The sequence below is a fragment of the Streptomyces sp. NPDC050546 genome (assembly GCF_044457425.1).
Lineage (GTDB): Bacteria > Actinomycetota > Actinomycetes > Streptomycetales > Streptomycetaceae > Streptomyces.
In genome coordinates, this window is sequence record NZ_JBITGX010000001.1 from 1,057,615 (window position 1) to 1,081,806 (window position 24,192).

25 protein-coding genes and 1 riboswitch are annotated in these 24,192 nt (G+C 72.3%); of the genes, 11 read left to right on the forward strand and 14 right to left on the reverse strand.

Features of this window, described 5'->3' with window-relative positions:
* Positions 1-2: 2 nt before the first annotated feature.
* From ACIBK5_RS04650 to ACIBK5_RS04665, 4 genes are read right to left on the reverse strand one after another with little or no spacing between them, the layout of a single operon-like run.
* A complete protein-coding gene (locus ACIBK5_RS04650; RefSeq protein ID WP_399016111.1) occupies positions 3-1,211 on the reverse strand; it encodes a sensor histidine kinase in 1,209 nt (402 codons plus the stop codon).
* On the reverse strand, positions 1,208-2,923 hold the full coding sequence (locus ACIBK5_RS04655) for a cation acetate symporter (protein WP_399016112.1): 1,716 nt from the start codon (positions 2,921-2,923) through the stop codon (positions 1,208-1,210). The genes ACIBK5_RS04650 and ACIBK5_RS04655 overlap by 4 nt, the downstream gene beginning before the upstream one ends.
* Positions 2,924-2,942: 19 nt before the next feature.
* On the reverse strand, positions 2,943-3,338 hold the full coding sequence (locus ACIBK5_RS04660; protein ID WP_399016262.1) for a hypothetical protein: 396 nt from the start codon (positions 3,336-3,338) through the stop codon (positions 2,943-2,945).
* Positions 3,339-3,340: 2 nt separating this feature from the next.
* Positions 3,341-4,090: a LytR/AlgR family response regulator transcription factor gene (locus tag ACIBK5_RS04665; RefSeq protein ID WP_382487331.1), complete on the reverse strand. Its 750-nt coding sequence runs from the start codon at positions 4,088-4,090 to the stop codon at positions 3,341-3,343.
* A gap of 77 nt (positions 4,091-4,167) precedes the next feature.
* On the opposite strand from ACIBK5_RS04665, the gene ACIBK5_RS04670 reads away from it, so the two are divergent.
* From ACIBK5_RS04670 to ACIBK5_RS04690, 5 genes are all read left to right on the forward strand, one after another.
* A complete protein-coding gene (locus ACIBK5_RS04670; RefSeq protein WP_184599229.1) occupies positions 4,168-4,653 on the forward strand; it encodes an Lrp/AsnC family transcriptional regulator in 486 nt (161 codons plus the stop codon).
* A gap of 157 nt (positions 4,654-4,810) precedes the next feature.
* The gene (gene ddaH / locus ACIBK5_RS04675) at positions 4,811-5,641 is read left to right on the forward strand and encodes a dimethylargininase (protein WP_399016114.1); all 831 of its coding nucleotides are present in this window, start codon (positions 4,811-4,813) and stop codon (positions 5,639-5,641) included.
* Positions 5,638-6,873: an ornithine--oxo-acid transaminase gene (rocD, locus tag ACIBK5_RS04680; protein ID WP_399016116.1), complete on the forward strand. Its 1,236-nt coding sequence runs from the start codon at positions 5,638-5,640 to the stop codon at positions 6,871-6,873. The genes ddaH and rocD overlap by 4 nt, the downstream gene beginning before the upstream one ends.
* Before the next feature lie 113 nt (positions 6,874-6,986).
* Positions 6,987-9,452, forward strand: coding sequence for a SpoIIE family protein phosphatase (locus ACIBK5_RS04685; protein ID WP_399016119.1), 2,466 nt, complete (start codon positions 6,987-6,989; stop codon positions 9,450-9,452).
* Between the two features lie 64 nt (positions 9,453-9,516).
* Entirely contained in the window at positions 9,517-10,755 is a 1,239-nt protein-coding gene (locus ACIBK5_RS04690) for a PP2C family protein-serine/threonine phosphatase (protein ID WP_399016121.1), read from the forward strand.
* 11 nt (positions 10,756-10,766) lie between these two features.
* Here ACIBK5_RS04690 and ACIBK5_RS04695 read toward each other — a convergent pair whose 3' ends face one another.
* On the reverse strand, positions 10,767-11,222 hold the full coding sequence (locus ACIBK5_RS04695) for an RpiB/LacA/LacB family sugar-phosphate isomerase (RefSeq protein WP_399016124.1): 456 nt from the start codon (positions 11,220-11,222) through the stop codon (positions 10,767-10,769).
* A gap of 324 nt (positions 11,223-11,546) precedes the next feature.
* On the opposite strand from ACIBK5_RS04695, the gene ACIBK5_RS04700 reads away from it, so the two are divergent.
* Positions 11,547-12,266 (forward strand): lysophospholipid acyltransferase family protein, encoded by a 720-nt coding sequence (locus tag ACIBK5_RS04700; protein WP_399016127.1) that lies wholly within the window; start codon positions 11,547-11,549, stop codon positions 12,264-12,266.
* 60 nt (positions 12,267-12,326) lie between these two features.
* Positions 12,327-13,361, forward strand: coding sequence for an NAD-dependent epimerase/dehydratase family protein (locus ACIBK5_RS04705; RefSeq protein WP_399016129.1), 1,035 nt, complete (start codon positions 12,327-12,329; stop codon positions 13,359-13,361).
* A 32-nt stretch (positions 13,362-13,393) separates the two neighbouring features.
* Here ACIBK5_RS04705 and ACIBK5_RS04710 read toward each other — a convergent pair whose 3' ends face one another.
* From ACIBK5_RS04710 to ACIBK5_RS04745, 8 genes are all read right to left on the reverse strand, one after another.
* On the reverse strand, positions 13,394-15,001 hold the full coding sequence (locus ACIBK5_RS04710) for an alpha/beta hydrolase (RefSeq protein WP_399016132.1): 1,608 nt from the start codon (positions 14,999-15,001) through the stop codon (positions 13,394-13,396).
* Between the two features lie 141 nt (positions 15,002-15,142).
* On the reverse strand, positions 15,143-15,916 hold the full coding sequence (locus ACIBK5_RS04715; protein ID WP_399016134.1) for an urease accessory protein UreD: 774 nt from the start codon (positions 15,914-15,916) through the stop codon (positions 15,143-15,145).
* The gene (gene ureG, locus ACIBK5_RS04720; protein WP_399016136.1) at positions 15,904-16,581 is read right to left on the reverse strand and encodes an urease accessory protein UreG; all 678 of its coding nucleotides are present in this window, start codon (positions 16,579-16,581) and stop codon (positions 15,904-15,906) included. Before ureG ends, ACIBK5_RS04715 begins: the two co-directional genes overlap by 13 nt.
* A gap of 131 nt (positions 16,582-16,712) precedes the next feature.
* On the reverse strand, positions 16,713-17,387 hold the full coding sequence (locus tag ACIBK5_RS04725; RefSeq protein WP_399016139.1) for an urease accessory protein UreF: 675 nt from the start codon (positions 17,385-17,387) through the stop codon (positions 16,713-16,715).
* Between the two features lie 10 nt (positions 17,388-17,397).
* Complete coding sequence (locus ACIBK5_RS04730; RefSeq protein ID WP_399016140.1) at positions 17,398-19,119, reverse strand: urease subunit alpha; 1,722 nt, start codon at positions 19,117-19,119, stop codon at positions 17,398-17,400.
* A complete protein-coding gene (locus tag ACIBK5_RS04735; protein WP_215122868.1) occupies positions 19,112-19,423 on the reverse strand; it encodes an urease subunit beta in 312 nt (103 codons plus the stop codon). Before ACIBK5_RS04735 ends, ACIBK5_RS04730 begins: the two co-directional genes overlap by 8 nt.
* Before the next feature lie 12 nt (positions 19,424-19,435).
* The gene (locus ACIBK5_RS04740) at positions 19,436-19,738 is read right to left on the reverse strand and encodes an urease subunit gamma (RefSeq protein ID WP_028808600.1); all 303 of its coding nucleotides are present in this window, start codon (positions 19,736-19,738) and stop codon (positions 19,436-19,438) included.
* 111 nt (positions 19,739-19,849) lie between these two features.
* Entirely contained in the window at positions 19,850-20,497 is a 648-nt protein-coding gene (locus ACIBK5_RS04745; RefSeq protein ID WP_399016143.1) for a TetR/AcrR family transcriptional regulator, read from the reverse strand.
* A 131-nt stretch (positions 20,498-20,628) separates the two neighbouring features.
* On the opposite strand from ACIBK5_RS04745, the gene ACIBK5_RS04750 reads away from it, so the two are divergent.
* Positions 20,629-21,624: an ABC transporter permease gene (locus ACIBK5_RS04750; protein WP_399016145.1), complete on the forward strand. Its 996-nt coding sequence runs from the start codon at positions 20,629-20,631 to the stop codon at positions 21,622-21,624.
* Between the two features lie 98 nt (positions 21,625-21,722).
* Here the strand turns inward: ACIBK5_RS04750 and ACIBK5_RS04755 are convergent, their stop codons facing one another.
* A complete protein-coding gene (locus ACIBK5_RS04755) occupies positions 21,723-22,010 on the reverse strand; it encodes a type II toxin-antitoxin system Phd/YefM family antitoxin (protein ID WP_399016148.1) in 288 nt (95 codons plus the stop codon).
* Positions 22,011-22,100: 90 nt separating this feature from the next.
* On the opposite strand from ACIBK5_RS04755, the gene ACIBK5_RS04760 reads away from it, so the two are divergent.
* The 3 genes from ACIBK5_RS04760 (at position 22,101) to ACIBK5_RS04770 (ending at position 24,087) form a co-directional block, all read left to right on the forward strand.
* Positions 22,101-22,736 carry an ATP-dependent Clp protease proteolytic subunit gene (locus tag ACIBK5_RS04760; protein ID WP_399016150.1) on the forward strand — a complete coding sequence of 212 codons (636 nt, stop codon included), beginning with the start codon at positions 22,101-22,103 and terminating at the stop codon, positions 22,734-22,736.
* Positions 22,737-22,743: 7 nt separating this feature from the next.
* Positions 22,744-23,052 carry a hypothetical protein gene (locus tag ACIBK5_RS04765; protein WP_399016152.1) on the forward strand — a complete coding sequence of 103 codons (309 nt, stop codon included), beginning with the start codon at positions 22,744-22,746 and terminating at the stop codon, positions 23,050-23,052.
* Between the two features lie 345 nt (positions 23,053-23,397).
* Positions 23,398-23,610, forward strand: a riboswitch (cyclic di-AMP (ydaO/yuaA leader).
* A 3-nt stretch (positions 23,611-23,613) separates the two neighbouring features.
* A complete protein-coding gene (locus ACIBK5_RS04770; RefSeq protein ID WP_399016154.1) occupies positions 23,614-24,087 on the forward strand; it encodes a C40 family peptidase in 474 nt (157 codons plus the stop codon).
* Positions 24,088-24,192: the final 105 nt, after the last annotated feature.

Genomic DNA, 24,192 nt, shown 5'->3' on the forward strand with positions numbered 1-24,192 from the left:
GCTCACTCCCGGGTCAGCCGGCCCCCCGAGTGCACGCCCGGCTGGTACTTCGGGATCCGGACCGTGATCTTCATGCCCGCGCCCGGGGCGGTCTCGATGACAAGGCCGTAGTCGTCGCCGTAGACCTGGCGGAGCCGGTCGTCGACGTTGGAGAGGCCTATGCCGCCCGAGGGGCTGACCTCGCGGGCGAGGATGCGGCGCAGCAGGCCGGGGTCCATGCCGGCGCCGTCGTCCTCGATGACGACGAGTGCCTCGGCGCCCGCGTCCTGGGCGGTGATCTGGATGCGGCATTTGTCGGCCTTGCCCTCCAGGCCGTGCTTGACCGCGTTCTCCACGAGCGGCTGGAGGCAGAGGAAGGGCAGGGCGACGGGCAGCACCTCCGGGGCGATCTGGAGGGTGACGGAGAGGCGGTCGCCGAAGCGTGCCCGTACGAGCGCCAGATAGTGGTCGATGGCGTGGAGTTCGTCGGCGAGGGCGGTGAAGTCGCCGTGCCTGCGGAACGAGTAGCGGGTGAAGTCGGCGAACTCCAGGAGCAGTTCGCGGGCGCGCTCGGGGTCGGTGCGGACGAACGAGGCGATCACCGCGAGCGAGTTGAAGATGAAGTGCGGGGAGATCTGGGCCCGCAGCGCCTTGATCTCGGCCTCGATGAGGCGGGTGCGGGACTGGTCCAGGTCGGCCAGCTCCAGCTGGACGGACACCCAGCGGGCCACCTCACCGGCCGCCCGGACCAGGACCGCCGACTCGCGGGGCGCGCAGGCGACGAGGGCGCCGTGCACCCGGTCGTCGACGGTGAACGGGGCGACGACCGCCCAGCGCACCGAGCAGTCGAGGATGTCGCAGGTGAGCCGGAAGGCCTCGCCCCGGCCGGTGTCCAGGGCGCCCCCGAGGCGTTCCATGATCTCGGAGCGGTGGTGGGCGCCGTCGCCGTCCCAGACCAGGACCTGTTCGCGGTCCGTCAGGCAGAGGGCGTCCGTACCGAGCAGGGAGCGCAGTTTGCGAGCGGACCTGCGGGCGGTCTCCTCGGTCAGGCCGGCCCGCAGCGGGGGCGCGGCGAGGGAGGCGGTGTGCAGGGTCTCGAAGGTGGCGTGCTCGACGGGGGTGCCGAGGCCGCCGAGGCTCTTGGCCCCCCGTGCGGTGCGCCGGCCCAGCCAGACCCCGGCGGCCAGCACCGGGAGCACGGCGACGCACAAACCCGCCAGGAATCCGCTCATGGCGTCTTCACCTCCGTGCGCAGTTCCTCGGGCAGGTGGAAGCGGGCCAGGACGCCCGCCGTGCCCGGGGGCACCCGGCCGGGGGTGGCCAGGGAGACCAGGATCATGGTGAGGAAGCTCAGCGGTACCGACCACAGGGCGGGCCAGGCGAGCAGGGCGTGCAGGGCGCCCTTGCCCGGGTAGCCCGCCATGGTCGCGGCGACGGCGAGCAGGGCGGAGCCGCCGCCGACCAGCATCCCGGCGGCGGCGCCGGGCGGGGTCAGCCGCCGCCACCAGATGCCGAGGACGAGCAGCGGGCAGAACGAGGAGGCGGACACCGCGAAGGCGAGCCCGACGGCGTCGGCGACCGGGAGCCCGCCGACGAGGACGCTCGCCGCGAGGGGCACCGCCATGGCGAGGACCGTGCCGAGCCGGAAGTGCCGTACGCCCCGGGACGGCAGGACGTCCTGGGTGAGGACGCCCGCGACCGCCATGGTCAGCCCCGAGGCCGTGGACAGGAAGGCGGCGAAGGCACCGCCCGCCACCAGCGCCCCCAGCAGGTCCCCGCCCACTCCCCCGATCATGCGGTCGGGCAGCAGCAGGACGGCGGCGTCCGGGTCTCCGGTGAGAGTGAGTTCGGGGGCGTAGAGACGGCCGAGTGCGCCGTAGACGGGTGGCAGGAGGTAGAAGGCGCCGATCAGGCCGAGGACCACGACGGTGGTGCGGCGGGCGGCGACGCCGTGCGGGCTGGTGTAGAAGCGGACCACGACGTGCGGCAGGCCCATGGTGCCGAGGAACGTGGCGAGGATCAGCCCGTACGTGGCGTACAGCGGGCGTTCCTCGCGGCCCTCGTCCTGTGAGGGCGACAGGTCGCCGCCGCCGCTGCGCTCGGCCGCGGGGACGGTCGCCCCCGCGGCGAAGGTGAGCCGGGTGCCGCGTTCGATGTGGTGGGTGCCGGCGGGGATGTCGAGGCGGGTGCCGGTGTGCGCCCGGCCGTCCACGGTGCCGGTCACCGTGACGGTCAGCGGCCGGTCGAGCGTGAGGGCGATGCTGTCGTCCACGCGGACCACGCGCTGCTCGCGGAAGGTGGCCGGTTCGTCGAAGGCGTGGCGCGGGGCTCCGTCGCTCTGCCAGGCGAGGACCAGGAAGAGGGCGGGCACGAGCAGGGCGGTCAGCTTCAGCCAGTACTGGAAGGCCTGCACGAAGGTGATGCTGCGCATGCCGCCGGCCGCGACAGTGGCGGTCACGACGGCGGCGACGATCACTCCGCCGAGCCAGTCGGGCGCCCCGGTCAGCACGGTCAGGGTCAGCCCGGCGCCCTGGAGCTGGGGCAGCAGATAGAGCCAGCCGACGCCGACGACGAAGGCACCGGCCAGCCGCCGTACCGCCTGGGAGGCGAGGCGGGCCTCCGCGAAGTCCGGGAGGGTGTAGGCGCCGGAGCGGCGCAGCGGGGCGGCGACGAAGAGCAGCAGGACCAGGTAGCCGGCGGTGTAGCCGACCGGGTACCAGAGCATCTCGGGGCCCTGGACCAGCACGAGGCCGGCTATGCCGAGGAAGGAGGCGGCGGAGAGGTACTCGCCGCTGATGGCGGCGGCGTTGAGGCGGGGGCCGACGGTGCGGGAGGCGACGTAGAAGTCGGAGGTGGTGCGGGAGATGCGCAGGCCGAAGGCGCCGACCAGGACCGTCGCGACGACGACCAGGGCGACGGCGGGTATGGCGTAGCTGGAGTTCATGTCTGCGGCTTCAGCGGCTTCAGCGGTCTTCGACGAGGCGTACGAAGTCGCGTTCGTTGCGCTCGGCGCGGCGGACGTACCAGCGGGCGAGCAGGACGAGCGGGGCGTAGAGGCCGAAGCCGAGGACGGCCCATTCGAGGCGGCCGGTGCCGGGCGTCGCGGCGAACAGCAGCGGCAGCGGGCCGACGAGCAGCCCGAGGATCGCGAACACGGTGAGGGCGGCGCGCAGCTGGGTGCGCATCAGGGAGCGGACGTAGGTGTGGCCGAGGGTGGTCTGTTCGTCGATCTCGGTGCGCGGGCGGTAGTAGCCGGAGGCCTGGGGGTACCTCCCGCGCGAGCGAAGCCGAGCGTGGGGGACGGTGCGGCGGGGCGGGGCGGTGACGACGACGCGGCGTTCGGTGTGGTCCTGGGGCACGGTCACGGCCTCCTCATGAGCAGGTCGCGCAGTTCGCGTGTGTGGCGCCGGCTGACCTGGAGCTCCTCGGAGCCTACGAGGACGCTGACGGTGCCCGCGTCCAGGCGGAGTTCGCCGATGTGGCGCAGGGCGACGAGGTGGCGGCGGTGGATGCGGACGAAGCCCCGGGAGCGCCAGCGCTCCTCCAGGGTGGACAGCGGGATGCGGACCAGATGGCTGCCCTTGCCGGTGTGCAGCCGGGCGTAGTCGCCCTGGGCCTCGACGTGGGTGATGTCGTCGACGGCGACGAAGCGGGTCACGCCGCCGAGCTCGACGGGCAGGTGGTCGGGGTCGGGTTCGTGCACGGGTATGTGCGGGGCGGCGCCGCGCAGCTCGGCGGCTCGGCGGACGGCCTCGGCTAGGCGTTCCTTGCGGACGGGCTTGAGGACGTAGTCGACGGCCTTGAGGTCGAAGGCCTGGACGGCGAAGTCCTCGTGGGCGGTGACGAACACGACGAGCGGGGGCCGGGCGAACCCGGTGAGCAGCCGGGCCAGGTCGAGGCCGTCGAGGCCGGGCATCTGGATGTCGAGGAAGACGACGTCGATCGCCTCGGGGCCGCCGGGGCCGGACTCCAGGGCGCGGTTGATGCGGCGCAGCGCCTCGGTGGCGTCGCCGGCGCCCTCCGCACTGCCGATGCGGGGGTCCGCCTGCAGCAGGTAGAGCAGTTCCTCCAGCGAGGGGCGTTCGTCGTCGACAGCCAGGGCGCGCAGCATGAACCCGGAGTGTAGGGGCGATCCGTACGTCTGGACATGTGCTGGGGGTGCGCGTTCCCGCTGGATACAGTGCCCGCATGAACAGCAGGTCCACGCCGTTCGACGAACTCGACCGGAAGATCATCACCGCGCTGATGGCGAACGCCAGGACGTCCTTCGCCGAGATCGGCACGGCGATCGGGCTGTCGGCCACGGCGGTCAAGCGGCGGGTCGACCGGCTGCGCGAAACGGGTGTGATCACCGGTTTCACGGCCACCGTGAAGCCGTCGGCGCTGGGCTGGCGCACGGAGGCCTACGTCGAGGTGTACTGCGAGGGCGCGGCCCCGCCGCGGCGGCTCGCGGAGGTGGTGCGCGACTACCCGGAGATCACGGCGGCGATGACGGTGACCGGCGGCGCGGACGCGCTGCTGCATGTGCGGGCGCGGGACGTGGAGCACTTCGAGGAGGTGCTGGAGCGGATCCGCCAGGAGCCGTTCATCCGGAAGACGATCAGCGTGATGGTGCTGTCGCATCTGCTGCCGGAGAGTCCGGAGGCGGGGGCCAGCCATCCCGCGCCGGAATAGCGCCGGAGACCGCGCATCAGGCGTGCGCCGCCCGGTCTCAAGACGCAGCGTTCCTGCGTGGAGACGCAACTGATGTTGCTTGTGGACCGCCTCCGTCAGTTCCTACCTTGGTGTCAACCCTCAGTCACACACCGTTAGGAAGCGGAGGTACCCCTCTGTGTCCGACTCCCGTGTGCCGCGCCGGCGGCGCTACCTCGTCTGCGAACCCAGACACTTCGCCGTGCAGTACGCGATCAACCCCTGGATGCATCCCGACGAACCCGTCGATGTCCTCCGTGCCCTGGACCAATGGCAGGCACTGGTGGACGCATACCGTGTCCACGGCCATACCGTGGACAGTGTGAAACCCGTTCCCGGCCTGCCCGACATGGTCTTCGCCGCGAACGCGGCGGTCGTCGTCGGCGGCCGCGTCTTCGGCTCCCTCTTCCACGCGCCCGAGCGCCGTCCCGAGTCCGTGCCGTACGAGGCGTGGTTCAAGTCGGAGGGCTACGACGTCTACCACCCCGAGTCGGTGTGCGAGGGCGAGGGCGACCTGGTGCCGGCGGGTGGCTGGATCCTGGCCGGGACGGGCTTCCGCACGACCCGGGAGGCCCACAGCGAGGTGCAGGAGTACCTGGGGATGCCGGTGATCAGCCTGACGCTGGTCGACCCGTACTTCTACCACCTGGACACGGCGCTGTTCGTCCTCGACGAGGGGCACGACGGGAACATCGCCTACTACCCCGAGGCGTTCTCGCCGGGCAGCCGCGAGGTGCTGGCCCGGCTGTACCCGGACGCGGTGCTCGCCACCCGCGAGGACGCGATGGCGTTCGGGCTCAACTCCGTCTCCGACGGGCGCCACGTGTTCATCTCACCAGGGGCGACGGCCCTGGCCGGGCAGCTCGCCGACCGCGGCTACGTCCCCGTCCCCGTCGACCTGTCCGAGTTCCGCAAGGCCGGTGGCGGCATCAAGTGCTGCACCCAGGAGATCCGGGAGATCCGTTCATGACCGCACCTGTCCGCACCGAGGGCTCGCCGAAGGCCCGTGACTCGCAGGAGCTCATCCGCGCGGAGGAGCCGGTCCTCGCCCACAACTACCATCCGCTGCCCGTGGTCGTCGCCCGCGCCGAGGGCACCTGGGTGGAAGACGTGGAGGGGCGGCGCTACCTCGACCTGCTGGCCGGTTACTCGGCGCTCAACTTCGGCCACCGGCATCCGGCGCTGATCGAGGCGGCCCACCGCCAGCTCGACCGGCTGACCCTCACCTCGCGCGCCTTCCACAACGACCGGCTCGCCGAGTTCGCCGAGCGGCTGGCCGCGTTGACGGGCCTGGACATGGTGCTGCCCATGAACACGGGTGCGGAGGCCGTGGAGAGCGCGGTGAAGGTGGCCCGCAAGTGGGCCTACGACGTCAAGGGCGTGCCGGACGGCCGGGCGACGATCGTGGTCGCCGCGGACAACTTCCACGGCCGCACGACGACCATCGTCAGCTTCTCCACGGACGAGACGGCGCGGCAGGGCTTCGGTCCCTTCACACCGGGCTTCCGGGTCGTGCCGTACAACGACCTGGCCGCGCTGGAGGCGGCGGTCGACGAGACGACGGCGGCGGTGCTGATCGAGCCGATCCAGGGCGAGGCGGGCGTGATCATCCCGGACGACGGCTATCTGGCCGGCGTGCGCGAGCTGACCCGGCGCAAGGGATGCCTGTTCATCGCCGACGAGATCCAGTCCGGGCTCGGCCGTACCGGCGGCACGCTGGCGGTGGAGCACGAGTCGGTCGTGCCGGACATGGTGCTGCTGGGGAAGGCGCTGGGCGGCGGCATCGTGCCGGTGTCGGCGGTGGTGGCGCGCCGGGATGTCCTCGGGGTGCTGCGGCCGGGCGAGCACGGCTCGACCTTCGGCGGCAACCCGCTGGCGGCCGCGGTCGGCACGGCGGTGGTCGAACTGCTGGAGACGGGCGAGTTCCAGCGCCGCGCGGCCGAGCTGGGCGCGACCCTGCGGGACGGCCTGACCGAACTGGTCGGCAAGGGCGTCGTCGGGTTCCGCTCGCGTGGCCTGTGGGCGGGCGTCGACATCGACCCGGCCCTCGGCACCGGGCGCGAGGTCAGCGAACGCCTCATGCGGGAGGGAGTCCTGGTCAAGGACACCCACGGCTCCACGATCCGTCTGGCACCGCCGCTCACGATCACGGGCGAGGAGCTCACGGGGGCACTCGCGGCCCTGGCGAGGGTGCTGGGGTAGGGCAGCGCCACCGCCGCCCCGACCGGACCCGCACAAGCCGCCCCCGTACGCGGGAAGGGTGAAGATGGGGGCAAGAGGTGGTAGACCACTGTCAGCGACAGAGAGGTCGGCCGGTGGGCGCACACGAGGAGTACGGCGTTGCCCGGCGGCGGTTCGACGTGGCCGACGCCGTGCCCCTGCTGCTCGATCCGCAGGGCGTGGTGACGGGCTGGACCGATGACGCCCGGCGGCTGCTGGCCTACCCGGCTGCCGAGGCGGTCGGCAGGAAGCTGTCCGATCTGCTGGCCGCCGAGGACGCGGAGCGGGTGCCGGACCTGGTCGAGCGCTGCCGCAGGGACGGCGGCTGGGCGGGGCTGCTGACGGCCCGCCGAAAGAGCGGGCATCCGGTGCGGGTCATGGCCCGGATCACCTCGACCGAGGAGACACACAGCGGCTCGCGCTGGCTGGTGCTGCTGTCGGAGCTGGGCCAGGCCCCCGGCTGGGACATGAGCCGTACGGTGCTGGAACGGATGGTGGCCGACGCTTCCGTGGGCATCGCCATCGTCGACACCGACCTGCGGTTCGTGTGGTCCAACGCCGCCCTGGAGCAGTTCGGCGGCGGACCGGCACCGCGACGGCTCGGGCTGCGCTTCGCGGACGTCCAGCCGGGCATGGACGCCCAGGCGGTCGAGGCGCAGATGCGGCACGTCCTGGAGACCGGCGAGTCGGTCGTCGGATACGAGCACGTGGGCCAGGTGCGGTCGGCGCCGCTGCGCGAGACGGCGCACATGCTGTCGTTCACCCGGCTCGAGGACGACCGGGGCCACCCGCTGGGCGTGTACTACACGGTCGTCGACATGACCGAGCGGCACCGCGCGCGGCAGCGGCTGGCGCTCCTCGACCGGGCCGGCGAGAGCATCGGCCGCAGCCTGGACATCCCGCGCACCGCGCAGGAGCTGGCCGACGTGGCCGTGCCGGGAGTGGCGGACTTCGTCACCGTGGATCTGCTGGAGGCGGTGCTGCGGGGCGCCGAGCCGGCCCCCGGGCCGCTCGCGGACACGGATCCGGTGGCGCTGCGCCGGGCCGGCCAGCGCTCCGCGCAGGACGACCTCCCACAGGGGGCCCTGGAGGTCGGCGACGTCGCGACCTACCTGGCCGGGTCGCCCCCGGTCCGCTGCCTGACCACGGGACGCTCCTGGCGCGCCGACCGGCTCGATCCGGTGACCCGGGAGTGGGCCACGGACCTCCCGGACGGCCGCCGGACCGTCACCTTTCTGGAGCTTGACCTGTACAGCGTGATGACCGTGCCGATCCGGTCGCGGGGCACCACGCTGGGCGTCACGAGCTTCTTCCGGCGCCACCGCCGGGAGCCCTTCGACGAGGAGGACCTGCATCTGGCCGAGGACCTCGTCGCCCGCGCGGCCGTCTGCCTGGACAACGCCCGCCGCTACACCCGCGAGCGCGACGCCGCCCTCGTGCTGCAACGCAGTCTGCTCCCCCACCGGCTTCCCGAGCAGGACGCCGTCGAGGTGGCCGCGTGCTACCGGCCGGCCGACGAGCTGACCGGCCTGGGCGGCGACTGGTACGACCTCATCCCGCTGTCCGGCGGCCGCGTCGCTCTTGTCGTGGGCGAGGTGCCCGGGCACGGTATCGACGCCGCCGCGGCCATGGGGCAGCTGCGGACCGCGGTACGGACCCTGGCCGCTCTGGATCTGCCGCCCGAGGAGGTGCTGGCGCACCTCGACGACCTGGTGGCGCGGTCGGCGCGGGAGGAGGGCGTCGAGCCGGGCGCGGCGGGCGCCGACGGCGGGCGGTCGTCCGTGGGCTCGGGGTGCCTGTACGTGGTCTACGACCCGGTCGACGGCGGCTGCACGATGGCGGCCGCGGGCCACCCGGCCCCGGCCGTGGTCTCGCCCGACCGCTCGGTCACGTTCGTCGATCTGCCGCAGGGGCCGCCGCTCGGCGTGGGCGGCCCGCCCTTCGAGGCGGTCGAGCTGTCCCTCGCGGAGGGCAGCACCCTCGCCCTGCACACCGACGGACTGCTGGCCCGGGGCGAGACCACGTGGGCCGTGGACGCCGGCCGGGAACGGCTGCGCAGGGCGCTGGAACAGGCGGGACCGCTCGAGTCGCACTGCCTGACCGTGGTCGACGCGCTGGTCCCGGCGCGCCCGTACGACGACGTGGCCCTGCTGATGGCGCGGACGAAGCGGCTCGGCAGCGAGCAGGTCGCGGCCTGGGATCTGCCCTCCGACCCGGCGGTCGTCGCCGACGCCCGCCGCACGGCCACCCGGCAGCTGGCGCACTGGGGCCTGGACGAGCTGGTCTTCACCACGGAGCTGGTGGTGAGCGAGCTGGTCACCAACGCGATCCGGTACGCGAGCGGCTCGATCCGGCTCCGGCTGATCCGGGAGCGCGCCCTGGTCTGCGAGGTCTTCGACGGCGGCGCCACCGCGCCCCATCTGCGCCATCCCCGTACGACGGACGAGGGCGGGCGCGGGCTGCTGCTCGTCTCCCAGCTGACCCAGCGGTGGGGCACCCGGTTCGTCCACGAGGGAAAGATCATCTGGGCGGAGCAGTCGCTGACGGACCTCACGGAGTGAAGCCCGGCCCGGGTTCGGTCATACCGTGTGAAAATGGTGTGATCCCGGCAGTGGTGAGGCGACCATGGCGGATTCGGTGATCGAGTACGGAGCGGTGTTCCAGGCGCTGCCCGGCATGGTGGCGCTCCTGACCCCGGAGCTGGTGTACGCGGACGTCAACGAGGAGTTCGTGCGCGTGTCCGGCCGCTCCCGCGAGCAGCTGATCGGCCGCTATCTGTTCGACGTCTTCCCCGACAACCCCAACGATCCGGCCGCTACGGGCATGCGCAATCTGGAGGCCTCGCTGTACCGGGTCCTGGCGACCGGGGAGCGCGACACCATGGCCCTGCAGCGCTACGACGTCCAGGATCCCGAGCGGCCCGGGGAGTGGGACGAGCGCTACTGGAGTCCGGTGAACGCGCCGCTGCTCGGCCCCGACGGCAAGGTGGTGCTGATTCTGCACCGCGTCGAGGAGGTCACGGAGCTGATCCGGGCCCGGGGCCGCTCCGGGGGGAGCCGGAACAGCCGGGCCAGGGTCCTGGAGGCCGAGCTGTACACCCGCGCCCGCGAGCTGCAGGAGCTCAACGAACGGCTGCGCCAGGCGCACTCCCGGGAGCGGGAGGTGGCGCTGGCCCTGCAGGAGGCGATGCTGCCGGCGCCCCGGCAGGTCGGCCTCCAACGGGCCGCCGTCCGGTACCGGCCCGCGGTGGGTGCGCTCAACGTGTGCGGGGACTGGTACGACCTGGTCGATCTGGTGGGCGGCGACCGTATCGGGGTGGCCGTGGGCGACGTGGTCGGGCACGGACTGGCGGCCGCCGGTGTCATGGGCCAGCTGCGCAGCGCGCTCAGCGCGGCCTCCCGGGTCGCCGAGGGGCCTGCCCAGGCCCTGGACGTGCTGGGGCGATACGCCCACGTGATCGACGGGGCCGAGTCGGCGACCGCCGTGACGACCTTCATCGACTGCGCGCGGCACGTCATCACGTACAGCAGCGCCGGCCATCCCCCGCCGGTGCTGGTCCACCCCGACGGCCGCACGGAGTTCCTCGACCAGGCCACGGACACGCCCCTCGACGCCCGCCCGGACCCGATCCCGAGACCTCAGGCCGAGACCACGTTCACGCCGGGCGCCACACTCGTTCTCTACACCGACGGCTTGATCGAGCGTCGTCGGGAGGACATCGACACGGGCCTGGACCGGCTCGCCGACGCCCTGCGCGAGCACCGGGACCAGGACCCCGAGACCCTCGCCGACACCGTCCTGCTGGAACTGCTGCCGCCCGGCGGCGCCACCGACGACACCGCGCTGGTCATCGTGCGGCTGTGACCAGGTGTGACCTACAGCCGGTTCCGCCCGTGATCGAGCAGCCGGACGCGGTCCACGTTCTGCCGGTCCTCGGTGTCGCCGCTGGGCTCGCCCGCGAACCACGCGTCGAGGATCTCCGTCAGCAGCGCCTCGGACGTCAGCCGCAGGCTGAGCGCGAGGACGTTGGCGTCGTTCCAGCGGCGGGCCCCGTCGGCCGTGTAGGCGTCCGTGCACAGGGCGGCCCGTACGCCCGGCACCTTGTTCGCCGCGATCGAGGCGCCGGTGCCGGTCCAGCAGCACACCACGGCCTGGTCGGCCGTTCCGTCGGCGACCTCGCGGGCCGCGGACTCGGAGCACACCGCCCACTGCGGGTCGTCCCCGGAGCGCAGCGCGCCGTGCGGGCGCACCTCGTGTCCCCGGTCCCGCAGCGCGGCCACGAGGGCGCGGGCGACGGGCTCGTCCATGTCCGAGGAAACAGAGATCCGCATGCTGCGCAGACTACTCGCCCGGGCCGCAAGAACCAGCGGTTGGCCAGGCACCCCTCGTATCCCGGCCATGCCACCCGTTCGGCTTGCCGGTCACCCGTACGGAGCAGCACGCTGGTCCCGCGGCCCTCCCCAGCCGCATGAGCATCACCGGACACCCGCACCTGCCTGACTGACCGTCAGTCAATTGGTGAAGGATCGACGAGGTCCCGCCGCACGAGGTGCCCGGTGGCTACGCCTGCACCTACACTGGCACCCCACGACACGCCGGTTGACCTGCTGGAACGCGGCGGTTGAGTTCACCGCCAGAGTCGAGGAGCGCCCGCTTTGTTCTACTACCTGCTGAAATACGTGCTACTGGGCCCGCTGCTGCGACTGGTCTTCCGGCCTCGAATAGAGGGTCTGGAGCATGTGCCGTCGGAGGGCGCCGCCATCGTCGCCGGCAATCACCTGTCGTTCTCGGACCACTTCCTGATGCCCGCGATCCTCAAGCGGCGCATCACCTTCCTCGCGAAGGCCGAGTACTTCACGGGCCCGGGCCTCAAGGGCCGGCTGACGGCCTTCTTCTTCCGCAGCGCGGGGCAGATCCCGGTCGACCGCTCGGGCAAGGACGCGGGCCAGGCCGCGATCCGCGAGGGCCTCGGCGTGCTGAGCAAGGACGAGTTGCTCGGCATCTACCCCGAGGGCACGCGCTCGCACGACGGCCGGCTCTACAAGGGCAAGGTCGGGGTCGCCGTGATGGCCCTCAAGGCCGGCGTCCCGGTGATCCCCTGCGCGATGATCGGCACGTTCGAGGCCCAGCCGCCCGGCAAGGTCATCCCTAACATCCACCCCGTCGTGATCCGCTTCGGCGAGCCCCTCGACTTCTCCCGCTACGAAGGCATGGAGAACGAGAAGGCCATCCTGCGCGCCGTCACCGACGAGCTCATGTACGCGATCCTCTCCCTGTCCGAGCAGGAGTACGTCGACCAGTACGCGGCCGTGGTGAAGGCCGAGGAGGCCGCCGCCGTGAAGGAGCGGAAGTTCCCGCGCATGCCGCTCGGCTGAGGCCTCTGCCGTCGGCAGAACCGCAGGTGGCACGGCCCCCGGCCGTCGTACGGTCGTCGCATGACACGTGCTGTGGTGATCGGAGCGACGGGACAGATCGGACGGGTGGCCGTGGGAGCGCTGGCCCGGGACGGCTGGGAGGTGACGGCCGTCTCGCGGGGCGGCGGCCGGCACCCCGGGTGGCCGGACGGCGTACAGGCCCTGCGGGCCGACCGGGAGGACGACGCGGCGCTGTCCGCTGCGGTCGGTGACGGCTGCGACGTCCTGGTGGACATGGTGGCGTTCGGCGCCGGGCACGCACGGCAGTTGACGGGGCTGGCCGGGCGGGTCGGCTCGGCGGTGGTGATCTCCAGCGTGTCGGTGTACGAGGACGGCCGGGGCCGCGGCTTCGACACGCAGAACGAGCCAGGGGGCTTTCCCGAGTACCCGGTGCCGCTGGCGGAGGATCAGCGCACGGTGTCACCGGGCGACGCCTCGTACAGCACCCGGAAGGCGGCGCTGGAGCGCGAACTCCTCGCGGCGGGCGACCGGTTGCCGACCACGCTGCTGCGCGCGGGCGCCATCCACGGGGCGTACTGCCGGACCCCGCGCGAGCTGTACATGGTGAAACGCAACCTCGACGGCCGGCGGCGGCGCGTACTCGCCTACGGCGGCCAGAGCCGGTTCCATCCGGCGAGCGCCCACACGATCGCCGAGCTGATCCGGCTGGCCGCCGCCCGGCCGGGCGCCCGCGTCCTCAACGCCGTGGACCCGGACGCGCCGACGGTGGCCCGGATCGCGGCGGAGATCGACGCGGTGATGGGGGTGAAGACCGAGGACGTGCTCGTGGACGGCCCACCGCCCGCACCCGGCGTGGGCGAGACTCCCTGGTCGGCCCCGGCGCCCGTGGTGTGCGACATGTCGGCGGCGGAACGCGAGCTGGGCTACCGGCCGGTGGCGCGGTACGCGGACACCCTGCCGGAGACGATCGCCTGGCTCGAGGAACAACTCGCCGCGCGGGACTGGCGGGAGGCCTACCCGAAGATGGTCCAGGCGTACGGCGACCTCTTCGACTACGCGGCGGAGGACGCCTGGCTGGCGGCGAGGGAGGGCTGAGGGGGCGGCCGGACGACCGCCCCCCGCCGTGACTACGGCTTGGGCGTGGCGTGCGGCGCGCAGGTCACATCGCGACGGTCCAGCTCGCCGGTGAGCAGATAGGTGTCCACCCGCTCGTTGACGCACGGGTTGACCAGCCCGGTGACGCCGTGCGAACCGGCGCCCTTCTCGGTGATCAGGCGGGATCCCTTGAACCGCTTGTGCAGTTCGACGGCGCCCTCGTACGGCGTGGCCGCGTCGCGCTCCGACTGGACGATGAGCACGCCGGGCAGGCCCTTGCCGCTCTTGACGTTCAGCGGCGTCCGCTGCTTGGCCGGCCAGGTGGCGCACGGCAGGTTCATCCAGGCGTTGGCCCAGGTCATGAACGGGTGGTCCTTGTGCAGCCGGGTGTTGTCCCGGTCCCAGGTGCGCCAGCTGGTGGGCCACTTGGCGTCGGCGCACTCCACGGCCGTGTAGACGGCGTTGCCGTTCTCGGCGGAGACGTTGCCCGCGGTGTCGGACAGGTCGGGGGCGGCGGCGTCGATCAGCGCCTGAGTGTCTCCGGCGGCGTACTTGCTGAAGACCGAGGCGGTCGACGCCCAGGCGGAGTCGTAGTACGGGGCGCTCTGGAAGAAGGAGATGAGCTCAGCCGGGCCGACGACTCCGCCGAGGGGGTTCTTCTTCGCCGTGGCGCGCAGCTCGAGCCACTTCTCCTGGACGGCGGCGCGGGTGGTGCCGAGATGGTAGGTCGCGTCGTTCTTCGCGACCCAGTCCTGCCAGTCCTTCCAGCGGCCCTCGAAGGCGACGTCCTGGTCCAGGTTGGCCTGGTACCAGATCTTGTCCCGGGACGGGTTGACGACGCTGTCGACGACCATGCGGCGCACATGGCCCGGGAAGAGGGTGCCGTAGACGGCGCCGAGGTAGGTGCCGTAGGAGACGCCCAGGAAGTTGAGCTTCTTCTCGCCGAGGGCGGCGCGGATGACGTCGAGGTCGCGTGCGGTGTTCGGCGTGGTCATGTGGGGCAGCATCGCGCCGCTGCGGTCCTGGCAGCCCTCGGCGTACTCGCGGGCCAGCTTGCGCTGAGCGAGCTTGTCGGCCTCGGAGTCGGGTACCGGGTCCATCTTGGGTGCCTTGACGAACTCCTGCGGGTCCACGCAGGAGATGGGCGTCGACTTGCCGACGCCCCGCGGGTCGAAGCCCACGAAGTCGTAGGCCTTCGCGGCGTTGGCCCACACCGGGTTCTTGCTGGTGACCCGGGCCGGGAAGCGCAGTCCGGAGCCGCCGGGGCCACCGGGGTTGTACAGGAGCGCGCCCTGCCGCTCGGCCTTGGTGCCCGTGTTGCCGATGCGGTCGACGGCGAGCTTGATCTGCTTGCCGTGCGGCTTGGCGTAGTCGAGCGGCACGGTGACGTACCCGCACTGGATCGGCTTGGCCAGGTTCCAGTCGGCGGGGCAGTCCTGCCAGTCGATGCCGGCCTTCGCGGCCTTCGCGGCGGCGACCGCGGCGCCCCGCGCCTCTTGGTCCTGGCCGTGGCGGGTGCCCGCGCTCGCGCTCGCGTTCGCCGAGGGCGCCGCGACGGCGCCGGCTATCAGCGTGGCCGTGACGAGTGCTCCGGCCGAACCGAGCGCCGCCACCCGCCTCTTCGGTCTCGTACCCCTCAAGGGGGACCTCCCCGTACATCGTTGCGATCAGTACGGGGATCCTCGCGGCTGTGAGGTTGCTGAGAACAGGGTCCGTCGCGCTTCTTTGCCAATCCGATAAACGGAGAAGGGATTCTGCTCTACGGACGCCCGTGCGAGCGTCTACGCGAGGGACTTCAGCGCCTCGTCGAGCAGCCGCCGCAGCCGCAGCGCGTCCGGCGCCACGGCGGTCACCAGCGCGGCGGGCCCGGCGAGCGGCACGACCGTGGCCCCCTCCCCCAGCGCCCGGGCCGTCACCGGCTCAGCGGCGAACTCCGGGCGCACGACGACCAGTTGCCCGACGGCCCGGTGCCCGGCGAGCACGGCGGGCCCGTCCCAGCCGCCCGGCGCGCCGAGCCCGCAGGCCAGCTCCTGGTCGAGCACGGACCGCTCGGCGATCCGCACGGTCAGACGGCTCGTCAGCCGTCCCGGTTCCTCACCCACGCGCCCGAGCACCTGCTCCTCGCGCAGCACGAGCCGGGCCGTGGCGGCGAGGTCGACACGGGTCGTGACGTAGAGGTCGCTGCCCTGGGCGGAGATCAACTGCTCCGGCAGCCAGTGCAGTTCGGCACCCTCGGCGACATCGAGCCGTACGTCGTAGCGTGCCTCGCTCTTCGTCTGCCCCGGCAGCGCGATGGTGGCGGCGGCCGACCCGACCGACAGCCGGGCCCCCTCTTCCGCCCGGGCCTCCACGGTGAAGTGGTCGCCGCCGAGCGGCCCGCTCATCGCCCCGACGAGCATGACCCGCGCCTCGGGGCCGGCGGCCCTGGTCCGCCGCAGCGCCAGGGGTCCGTCGCTCTCCAGCACCGGCAGGGAGGTCCCGCCCCGGCCGTCGTCCCGGGCGACGATCCGTGCGACGGACCGCACCCCGGTACCGTGACCGCTCACGCCGTCCACGCGGTGAGCCGGGCCCGGACCCACACGGCGACGTCCGTCACCCCGGACCCGCTCCGCAACGACTGGAAGACGACGGGCAGTTCGCCCCGCTGCGCCTTGGCGTCGGCGGCCATGCGCGCGAGGTCGGAGCCGACGTACGGTGCGAGGTCGGTCTTGTTGACGACGAGCAGGTCGGCGGTGGTCACGCCCGGCCCGCCCTTGCGCGGGATGTCGTCGCCCCCGGCCACGTCGATCACGAAGATCTGCGCGTCGACGAGTCCCTTGGAGAAGGTCGCGGTGAGGTTGTCCCCGCCGGACTCCACGAGGACCAGGTCCAGGGGCCCGACGGCGTCCTCCAGGTCCTCCACCGCTTCCAGGTTGGCGGAGATGTCGTCCCGGATCGCGGTGTGCGGGCAGGCGCCCGTCTCCACGGCGGTGATCCGCTCGGGCGGCAGTACGGCTTCCCGGAGCAGGAACTCGGCGTCCTCCCGGGTGTAGATGTCGTTGGTGACGACCGCGAGCGACAGTTCGTCCCGCAACGCCCGGCAGAGCGCGGCGACGGTGGCGGTCTTGCCGGAGCCGACGGGGCCGCCGAGGCCGATGCGGAGTGCTCTGCGGGTGCCGTCGGGGCGGTGCACGTCCGCGCTTACGGTCGACGGTCCCTCGTGGTGGTGGTCGAGGTGCATGTGCGGCTCCTGGTGGGGTGGGCCCGGGGTTTGCGGGCGATGCGGGGTGGCGGGCGCTGGTGTCGGGGTGCGGGTGGGTGGGGGTTTCTCGCGCAGTTCCCCGCGCCCCTATGTGGGCTACCTGAGCGCCCTTATGATGCGAACAGGCGTACTGGCCACGCCGCGTGCGCCTCCGCTCCGATCTCCAGCAGCGGTGCCGAGCCCGCCGGCAAGGCGTCGACTCCCTCGTCGACGACTCTCCTCGCGGCCTCCACCGCGCGGTCCACGGCCTGGTCCAGCTCCGGCGCCAGCCGGGCCAGGACCGCCGTCGCGTCGAAGGGGTCCAGGCTCAGCAGCCGCACCGTCGCCGTGGCCGGGCCGCTCACGCTCTCGTACGCCGCGCAGTACGCCGCGTCGACCGGCCCCAGCCCGGCCGCCCGCGCCGTCAGTCCGAGCACCACCGGCTGATGGGCGCCCTTGGGGAACTCCCGTGCCAGCGCGTCCAGTTCGGTGGACGGCCAGGTAGAACGGGCGGCTCGCATCAGCTGGCGCCCCAGCTTGCGCGCGGCGAGCCGCAACGCGGGGGACGGAGTACGGGCGTCCGCGGCCCGGTCCAGCGCGACGGGGTCGATCCCCAGCGCCGCGGCGGCGGAGAGCGCCGCGGCCACCGATCCGGCCGTGTGCAGACGCCCCCGGCAGAAGTCGGCGAGGCTCACCGCCCCCTTGATCCGCCCGGCCTTGACCGCGGCCTCGGCCCCGCCGGAGTGTGCGTGGCCACCGGCGGGAAAACGGCCGTCGGCCAGGACGAGAAGCGCTGCTCGTGACATCAGGGCGTCCTCAGAACAGGAAGTAGCGCTGGGCCATGGGCAGTTCGGCAGCCGGCGCCGCCTCGACCAGTTCCCCGTCGATGTGCACCGCGAAGCTGTCGGGATCGACCCGCACGTCCGGGCGCGCGTCGTTCTCCCGCATGTCGGCCTTGGTGACCCCGCGCGTCGACTCGATCGCCACGAACCGCTTGCCGAGACCCAGCCGGTCCGGCAGCCCGTCCTCGACGGCCAAGGGGGCGACGAAGTTCAGGGAGTTGGCGGCCGGTGCCCGCCCGATCGCCCCGTACATCGGGCGCGGCAGGACCGGCTGCGGCGTGGGGATCGAGGCGTTGGCGTCGCCCATCTGCGCGTAGGCGATCTGCCCGCCCTTGATGACGAGCTGCGGCTTGACGCCGAAGAACGCCGGCTCCCACAGCACCAGGTCGGCCAGCTTGCCGCTCTCGACCGACCCGATCTCCCGGGCCAGGCCCTGGGCGAGCGCCGGGTTGATCGTGTACTTGGCGACATAGCGACGGACCCGGCGGTTGTCGGCCCGTCCGTCCCCGGGCAGCGCGCCGCGCCGCCGCTTCATCACGTGCGCGGTCTGCCAGGTCCGCATGACGACCTCGCCGACGCGCCCCATGGCCTGGGAGTCGGAGGAGATGATCGAGATCGCGCCCAGGTCGTGCAGCACGTCCTCAGCGCCGATGGTGGAGGGCCGGATCCGGGACTCGGCGAAGGCCAGGTCCTCCGGCACCGCCGGGTTGAGGTGGTGGCAGACCATCAGCATGTCGAGGTGTTCCTCGGCGGTGTTGACGGTGAACGGCCGGGTCGGATTGGTGGAGCTCGGCAGCACGTACGACTCGGAGACCACGGTCATGATGTCCGGCGCGTGCCCGCCGCCCGCGCCCTCGGTGTGGTACGCGTGGATGCCCCGCCCGGCGATCGCGGCGAGCGTGTCGCCTACGAAACCGGCCTCGTTGAGGGTGTCCGTGTGGATGGCGACCTGGATACCGGTCCGCTCGGCGACGGTCAGCGAGGCGTCGATGACGGCCGGGGTCGAGCCCCAGTCCTCGTGCAGCTTCAGGCCGAGCGCGCCGCCGCGGATCTGCGACAGCATCGCCTCGTGCGAGACGGTGTTGCCCTTGCCGAGCAGGCCGATGTTGAGCGGATAGGCCTCCATCGCCTCCAGCATCCGGGCCAGATGCCAGGGGCCGGGGGTCACGGTGGTGGCCTTGGAGCCCTCGGCAGGGCCCGTGCCGCCGCCGACGAGTGTCGTGATGCCCGAGGAGAGCGCCTCGTCGGCGATCTGCGGGCAGATGAAGTGGACGTGCGCGTCGATCGCGCCGGCCGTGAGGATCCGCCCGTTGCCTGCGATGATCTCGGTCTCCGGGCCGATGACCAGGTCGGGGTGGACGCCGTCCATGGTGTCGGGGTTGCCGGCCTTGCCGATGCCGGTGATCCGCCCGTCGCGGATGCCGACGTCGGCCTTGACGATGCCCCAGTGGTCGATGATCACCGCGCCGGTGATCACGGTGTCCGGGGTGCCCTCCGCCCGCGTGGCACGCGCCTGGCCCATGGACTCCCGGATGACCTTGCCACCGCCGAACACGGCCTCGTCACCGGCGCGTCCGGGGCCGCCGGAGCGGTCCTCCTCGATCTCCACCAGCAGATCGGTGTCGGCGAGCCGGATCCGGTCACCGGTCGTCGGGCCGAACAGGTCGGCGTACGCGGCACGCGAGATCTCAGGCATCGAGGGCACCTCCGGTCTCACCGCGCAGACCGGGCACGACACGGGCGCCGGTGAGCGGAACGAGTTCGACGTCGACGGGGATCCCGGGTTCAAAACGCACGGCCGTTCCGGCGGCGACGTTCAGCCGCTTTCCGCGGGCCGCGGCGCGGTCGAACTCCAGGCCGGGGTTGGCCTCGGCGAAGTGGTAGTGGGAGCCGACCTGGACGGGCCGGTCGGCGGCGTTGAGGACGGTGAGACGCGTGACCTCGCGGCCTTCGTTGTACGCGATCGGGTCCTCGGCGAAGAGGATCTCTCCGGGAATCACGGCGGCTCCCCGTCAGACGATCGGGTCGTGGACGGTGACGAGCTTGGTGCCGTCCGGGAAGGTGGCCTCGACCTGGACGTCGTGGATCATCTCCGGGATGCCCTCCATGACGTCGTCCCGGGTGAGCAGCTTGCGTCCGGAGGACATGAGTTCGGCGACGGTACGGCCGTCGCGGGCGCCCTCGAGGATGTGCGAGGTGATGAGCGCGACCGCCTCGGGGTGGTTCAGCCTCAGCCCGCGGGCCCTGCGCTTCTCGGCCACGTCGGCCGCGACGTGGATCAGCAGTCTCTCTTGCTCGTGCGGGGTCAGTTGCACGTCCCACCTCACAGTCCTCGCTCCGGACCGTGCGGGGCCCGGCTGCCGCAGCCCCGGGGGAAAAGCCCTGGTGGCGTGGCGGCAGGCTAGTTGGACCGGGTTTCGGGCACGTTAACCGAGCTGTGATCCGCCGGACGCGGCGTGGTCGTCCCGCATGCTCATCAGCGCGCGCAGACCGTCCCGGAGGGTGTCGACCGGGGCGGGTCCGAAGAGGGACTGCTGCGCGATGAAGCCGAGGACGGCGGCGATCATCGTGCGGGCCACATGGTCCGGCGCCACGTCCGCCCGCATCAGGCCGGCTTCCTGGTACCCCTCGACGATCCTCGCCCAGGCCGCGCGGACCGAGCCGTAGCCCTCCCGCAGGAGTGCCGCCAGCTCCTCGTTGCGCAGGGTCTCCGTCCACACCTGGATGACGAGCCGCGGAAACGCGGGACGGCCGTCGACGACCAGGGACTCGCGGGCGGCGAGCGTCCTGCCGAGCACGGAGGCGACGAGTTCGTCCGGCGGCGGGGGCGGACTCTGCCGCGCCGCCTCCTCGAAGGCCGCACGGACCGAATCGAGCACCTCGGCGACGATCGCGCCGATCAGCTCCTCCTTGCCGCTGAAGTAGCGGTACACCGCGCCCGCCGAGAGGTCGGCCTCCTTCAGCACGTCCTGCATCGACGTGGCGTGGAAGCCGTTGCGGGCGAAGCAGAGCGCGGCGCCGTCGAGGATCTGGCGGCGGCGGGCATCGAGGTGTTCCTGGGAGACGCGTGCCATGGTCCACAAAGTAAAACGAATATTCATTCTTGACAAGCGACCGCAGGGCGCGCACGGTGAGAGGGAGGCAAAACGAACGATCCTTCTTTTTAGTGTCCGGCTCCGCTGTCCGCCACTCGCAGGAGACACTCATGTCCGCCAGCCCCGACCGCCGCGTGATCGCGGTCATCGTCCTCGTGCCCGTGCTCGCGGCCCTGGCCCTGTGGGCCTTCGCCTGGCCGGCCGCCCGCACCGCGCCGCGCGACCTGCCCCTGGGCGTGGCGGGACCGCCCGCCGCGACGGCGCAGGTCGAGAAGCGACTGGAGCTCCGCGAGGGCGCCTTCGAGATCCACCGCTACACCGACGAGGCCGCAGCCCGGGACGCCATCGAGGACCGGGCCGTGTACGGCGCCGTGGTGGTCACACCCCAGGGACCGGAACTGCTCACCGCGTCCGCGGCCGGACCGGCCGTGGCCCAGTTGCTCCAGCAGGCCGTGACCCAGCAGGCCGCCGCCGAAGGCGCGCAGGTCAGGACGGTCGACGTCGTCGCCGCCCCGGAGAACGACCCACGCGGGGCGGGAATGACCGCCGCCGTACTACCCCTCGCCCTGGCCGGCATCGCGGCCGGCGCGGTGGTCACCCTGCTGGGGCTGCGCGGCGTCCGGGCCGTGATCGCGCTGCTCGGCGCGTCCGCCCTGGTGGGGGTGGTCGCGGCCGGGATCGCACACAGCTGGCTCGGGGTGCTCACGGGCGACTGGTGGGCGGAGGCCGCCGTGCTCGGGCTGTCGGCACTGGCCGTCAGCGGTGCCGTCGCCGGACTCGCCGCCCTGATCGGCAACGCCGGCATCGGCATCAGCGCGGCCGTGCTGATGCTCCTCGGCAACCCCTTCTCCGGAGCGGCCACGGCGCCTCAGATGCTGCCGGAGCCGGCCGGGGTCATCGGCCAGTGGCTGCCGCCCGGCGCGGGCGCGACGCTGCTGCGCTCGGTGGCGTACTTCGACGGCGCCGCGGCGACCGGCCCCGCCCTGACGCTGACGTGGTGGGCGGCGCTGGGCCTGGGCGCCGTACTGCTGGGCAGTTCGCTCAGGACGCGAAGGACGGCCGGCGAGCACGTGACCGCCGGGCGGGAGCCGGCGACCGTCGGCTGAGCCGCCGCCCTCCAGGGCTCCGCCCGCGCACAGAAACGACCGTGCACCCCCGCCGTAGCGGACGGGGGTGCACGGTCTTCCGTCTGCCCGGCTTCGGACTACGCCGGGTTGGCCCCCCGGTGCTCCGCCGCGATCCCGAACCGCCGGTGTTCGCGAGGAGCGGACGCGACCTCGCGGACCGTGGAGACGGCGCTGATCACCTGCTCCTCGGCGGGCTCCGCGAGCTCCTGGGCCTCTTCGAGTCGCCGCAGGTCATCGGCTGAGACAAGGGCGACGAGGGGCTTGCCGTGCCGGGTGACGACGACGCGCTCGCCGGCGTACACCACGCGGTTGATCAGGTCGGCGAGCTCAGCCCTGGCTTGCGTCACCGGAATCTCGTAGGCCATGCGCCCATCATAACGTGACGTACGTCCTGTACATTTTTTACAGAGGAAGCTGTCGCCGGAGACAGCTCTGCCCGCGAGGAGGGGTTCCCCATGACCCGACCGTCCGCCCGTCACGTGCTGCCCGAGTTCACCGAACGCACGAGTTCCGGGCAACGGACCATGGACCCGTACTCGAAGCTGCTGGAGGAGCGGATCGTCTTCCTCGGGACGCCGGTGGACGAGATCTCGGCGAACGACGTGATGGCCCAGTTCATGTACCTCGAGCACCAGGCCCCGGACCGCGACATCCAGCTCTACATCAACTCCCCCGGCGGCACGTTCCACGCGATGGCGGCCCTCTACGACACGATGCGCTACGTCATGTGTGACGTGGAGACGGTCTGCCTGGGCCAGGCCGGGGCGGCCGCCACGGTGCTGCTGGCGGCGGGCACGCCGGGCAAGCGTTCCATGCTGCCGGACGCGCGTCTGGTGATCCATCAGCCCGCCCTGCCCGAGCCGGTCCAGGGACAGGCCAGCGATCTGGCGATCCAGGCCGACGAGCTGATGCGGATCCGGACCCGCATGGAGGAGATGCTCGCGCGGCACACGGGGCGCACCCGGGAGCAGGTGAGCGAGGACATCGAGCGGGACAAGGTCCTCACCGCCCAGGAGGCGGTGGAGTACGGCCTCGTGGACCGGATCGTCCCCCACCGCAAGGCCACCATGGCCGCGCCGACCGGAAGGTGAGCCGCCGGTGCTGCCGCCCGAACTGCCTCCACTGCCCGCCCTGACCCGCGCGGAGGCGGAGCTGATCGACCGTTATCTCGAGGTCGTGGACCTGCTCGGCCGGATCAATCCGGCGCTGCACGGCGATACCTATCGCGGACTGCGCGCGGCCCAGGCCCTGGTCGGCAAGGCGACCGCGCTGCGTGACGCGCTGGCCCTGATGCACCAGCGGGGCGAGACGGAACTGCACACCGACACACTGGCCCGGGCGCTGCGGGTGCTGGACGGCGAGCGCCGCACGGCCCGCGTCACCCTGCCCCCGGAGTCCGTCGGTTGACGCGGATCCGGCCGATCCGTCGGCCCGGACGCCCGCTCTGTCGACATGGCGTCCGGGCCTGAGTCGAAACGGGCCAAACGACGTACCGCTGTCTGGAGTAGACGGGGCACCAATTTTTGGACCGTCACGGTTGCGCGGGGGAAGGGACGGAGGGACGGAATGAGACATTCCATCGCTGGTCCGGCGGTGCGCGGGGTGGTGGACACCGGCTCGAACACAGACGTGTCCACCCGAACGGGTGAGTGGTGAGTAACAACACAAATCCCCGGTTCCGTTGGGATTTCATGACAACCATCAGTCAAGATCCCTGACTGACGACAAGCCCCCGCCACAGCGGCGGGGCGATCCGGGCGGACGCCGAGTCCTGCCGCCGCCTGGATGACCGGTCGACAGGAGTGGATCGGCAGGAGTGGAGGACCCAAGCACGACGGGTCGCCGGGACGGTCACGCCATGACCGGACCCGAGCAGCCCTTGGGGTGAAGCCGCGTCAGCGGCCGGGCAACTTCGCCAGCCCGAATCCGACAGGTCATCCTTCACAGGCGGCTGACGAAGGGTTGCGCATGACTGCGCTCAATCGTGTCCCGTCGCTCATGGCCCGAGCCGGTACGGCCTCGGCCCTGACCATCGCCGCCGTGGGCGGCTCGATCGTGGCCCCCGGCTTCGCCTCCGAGGCATCGGCAGCCACGTCGGCGACCAAGGCACTCCAGATAGCGGCCTCGAAGAAGGGATCGCCCTACAAGTACGGCGCCACGGGACCGCACCGGTTCGACTGCTCGGGCCTCACGCTGTACTCGTTCAAGAAGGTCGGCAAGAAGCTGCCGCGCACGGCCGCCCAGCAGTACAACAAGACCCGCCACATCTCCGCCCAGAACCGCAAGGCGGGAGACCTGGTGTTCTTCCACTCGGGCCGGAACGTGTACCACGTCGGTATCTACGCGGGTAAGAACAAGCTCTGGCACGCCCCGAAGAGCGGGGACGTGGTGCGGCTGCAGAAGATCTGGACCAAGAGCGTCTGGTACGGGCGCGTGAAGTGACCTGCCCGGCGTGCGGCGGGCGGGGCTGCGGGAGGAGCCGATCGGCGGCCGCGAGGAGCCGGAGCCCGCTGTCGGGGAGGCGGCGCCCCCGGGCACCGTCAGGAC

Excerpts from the sequence above, each read along its gene's own strand:
- ACIBK5_RS04745 (WP_399016143.1), bottom strand. The coding sequence starts at position 20,497 with ATGGCACGCGTCTCCCAGGAACACCTCGATGCCCGCCGCCGCCAGATC.
- ACIBK5_RS04655 (WP_399016112.1), bottom strand. The coding sequence starts at position 2,923 with ATGAACTCCAGCTACGCCATACCCGCCGTCGCCCTGGTCGTCGTCGCG.
- ACIBK5_RS04695 (WP_399016124.1), bottom strand. The coding sequence starts at position 11,222 with ATGCGGATCTCTGTTTCCTCGGACATGGACGAGCCCGTCGCCCGCGCC.
- ACIBK5_RS04650 (WP_399016111.1), bottom strand. The coding sequence starts at position 1,211 with ATGAGCGGATTCCTGGCGGGTTTGTGCGTCGCCGTGCTCCCGGTGCTG.
- ureG (WP_399016136.1), bottom strand. The coding sequence starts at position 16,581 with ATGCACCTCGACCACCACCACGAGGGACCGTCGACCGTAAGCGCGGAC.
- ACIBK5_RS04755 (WP_399016148.1), bottom strand. The coding sequence starts at position 22,010 with ATGGCCTACGAGATTCCGGTGACGCAAGCCAGGGCTGAGCTCGCCGAC.
- ACIBK5_RS04750 (WP_399016145.1), top strand. The coding sequence starts at position 20,629 with ATGTCCGCCAGCCCCGACCGCCGCGTGATCGCGGTCATCGTCCTCGTG.
- ACIBK5_RS04770 (WP_399016154.1), top strand. The coding sequence starts at position 23,614 with ATGACTGCGCTCAATCGTGTCCCGTCGCTCATGGCCCGAGCCGGTACG.
- ACIBK5_RS04760 (WP_399016150.1), top strand. The coding sequence starts at position 22,101 with ATGACCCGACCGTCCGCCCGTCACGTGCTGCCCGAGTTCACCGAACGC.
- ACIBK5_RS04670 (WP_184599229.1), top strand. The coding sequence starts at position 4,168 with ATGAACAGCAGGTCCACGCCGTTCGACGAACTCGACCGGAAGATCATC.
- ACIBK5_RS04725 (WP_399016139.1), bottom strand. The coding sequence starts at position 17,387 with ATGTCACGAGCAGCGCTTCTCGTCCTGGCCGACGGCCGTTTTCCCGCC.
- rocD (WP_399016116.1), top strand. The coding sequence starts at position 5,638 with ATGACCGCACCTGTCCGCACCGAGGGCTCGCCGAAGGCCCGTGACTCG.
- ACIBK5_RS04730 (WP_399016140.1), bottom strand. The coding sequence starts at position 19,119 with ATGCCTGAGATCTCGCGTGCCGCGTACGCCGACCTGTTCGGCCCGACG.
- ACIBK5_RS04705 (WP_399016129.1), top strand. The coding sequence starts at position 12,327 with ATGACACGTGCTGTGGTGATCGGAGCGACGGGACAGATCGGACGGGTG.
- ACIBK5_RS04665 (WP_382487331.1), bottom strand. The coding sequence starts at position 4,090 with ATGCTGCGCGCCCTGGCTGTCGACGACGAACGCCCCTCGCTGGAGGAA.
- ACIBK5_RS04690 (WP_399016121.1), top strand. The coding sequence starts at position 9,517 with ATGGCGGATTCGGTGATCGAGTACGGAGCGGTGTTCCAGGCGCTGCCC.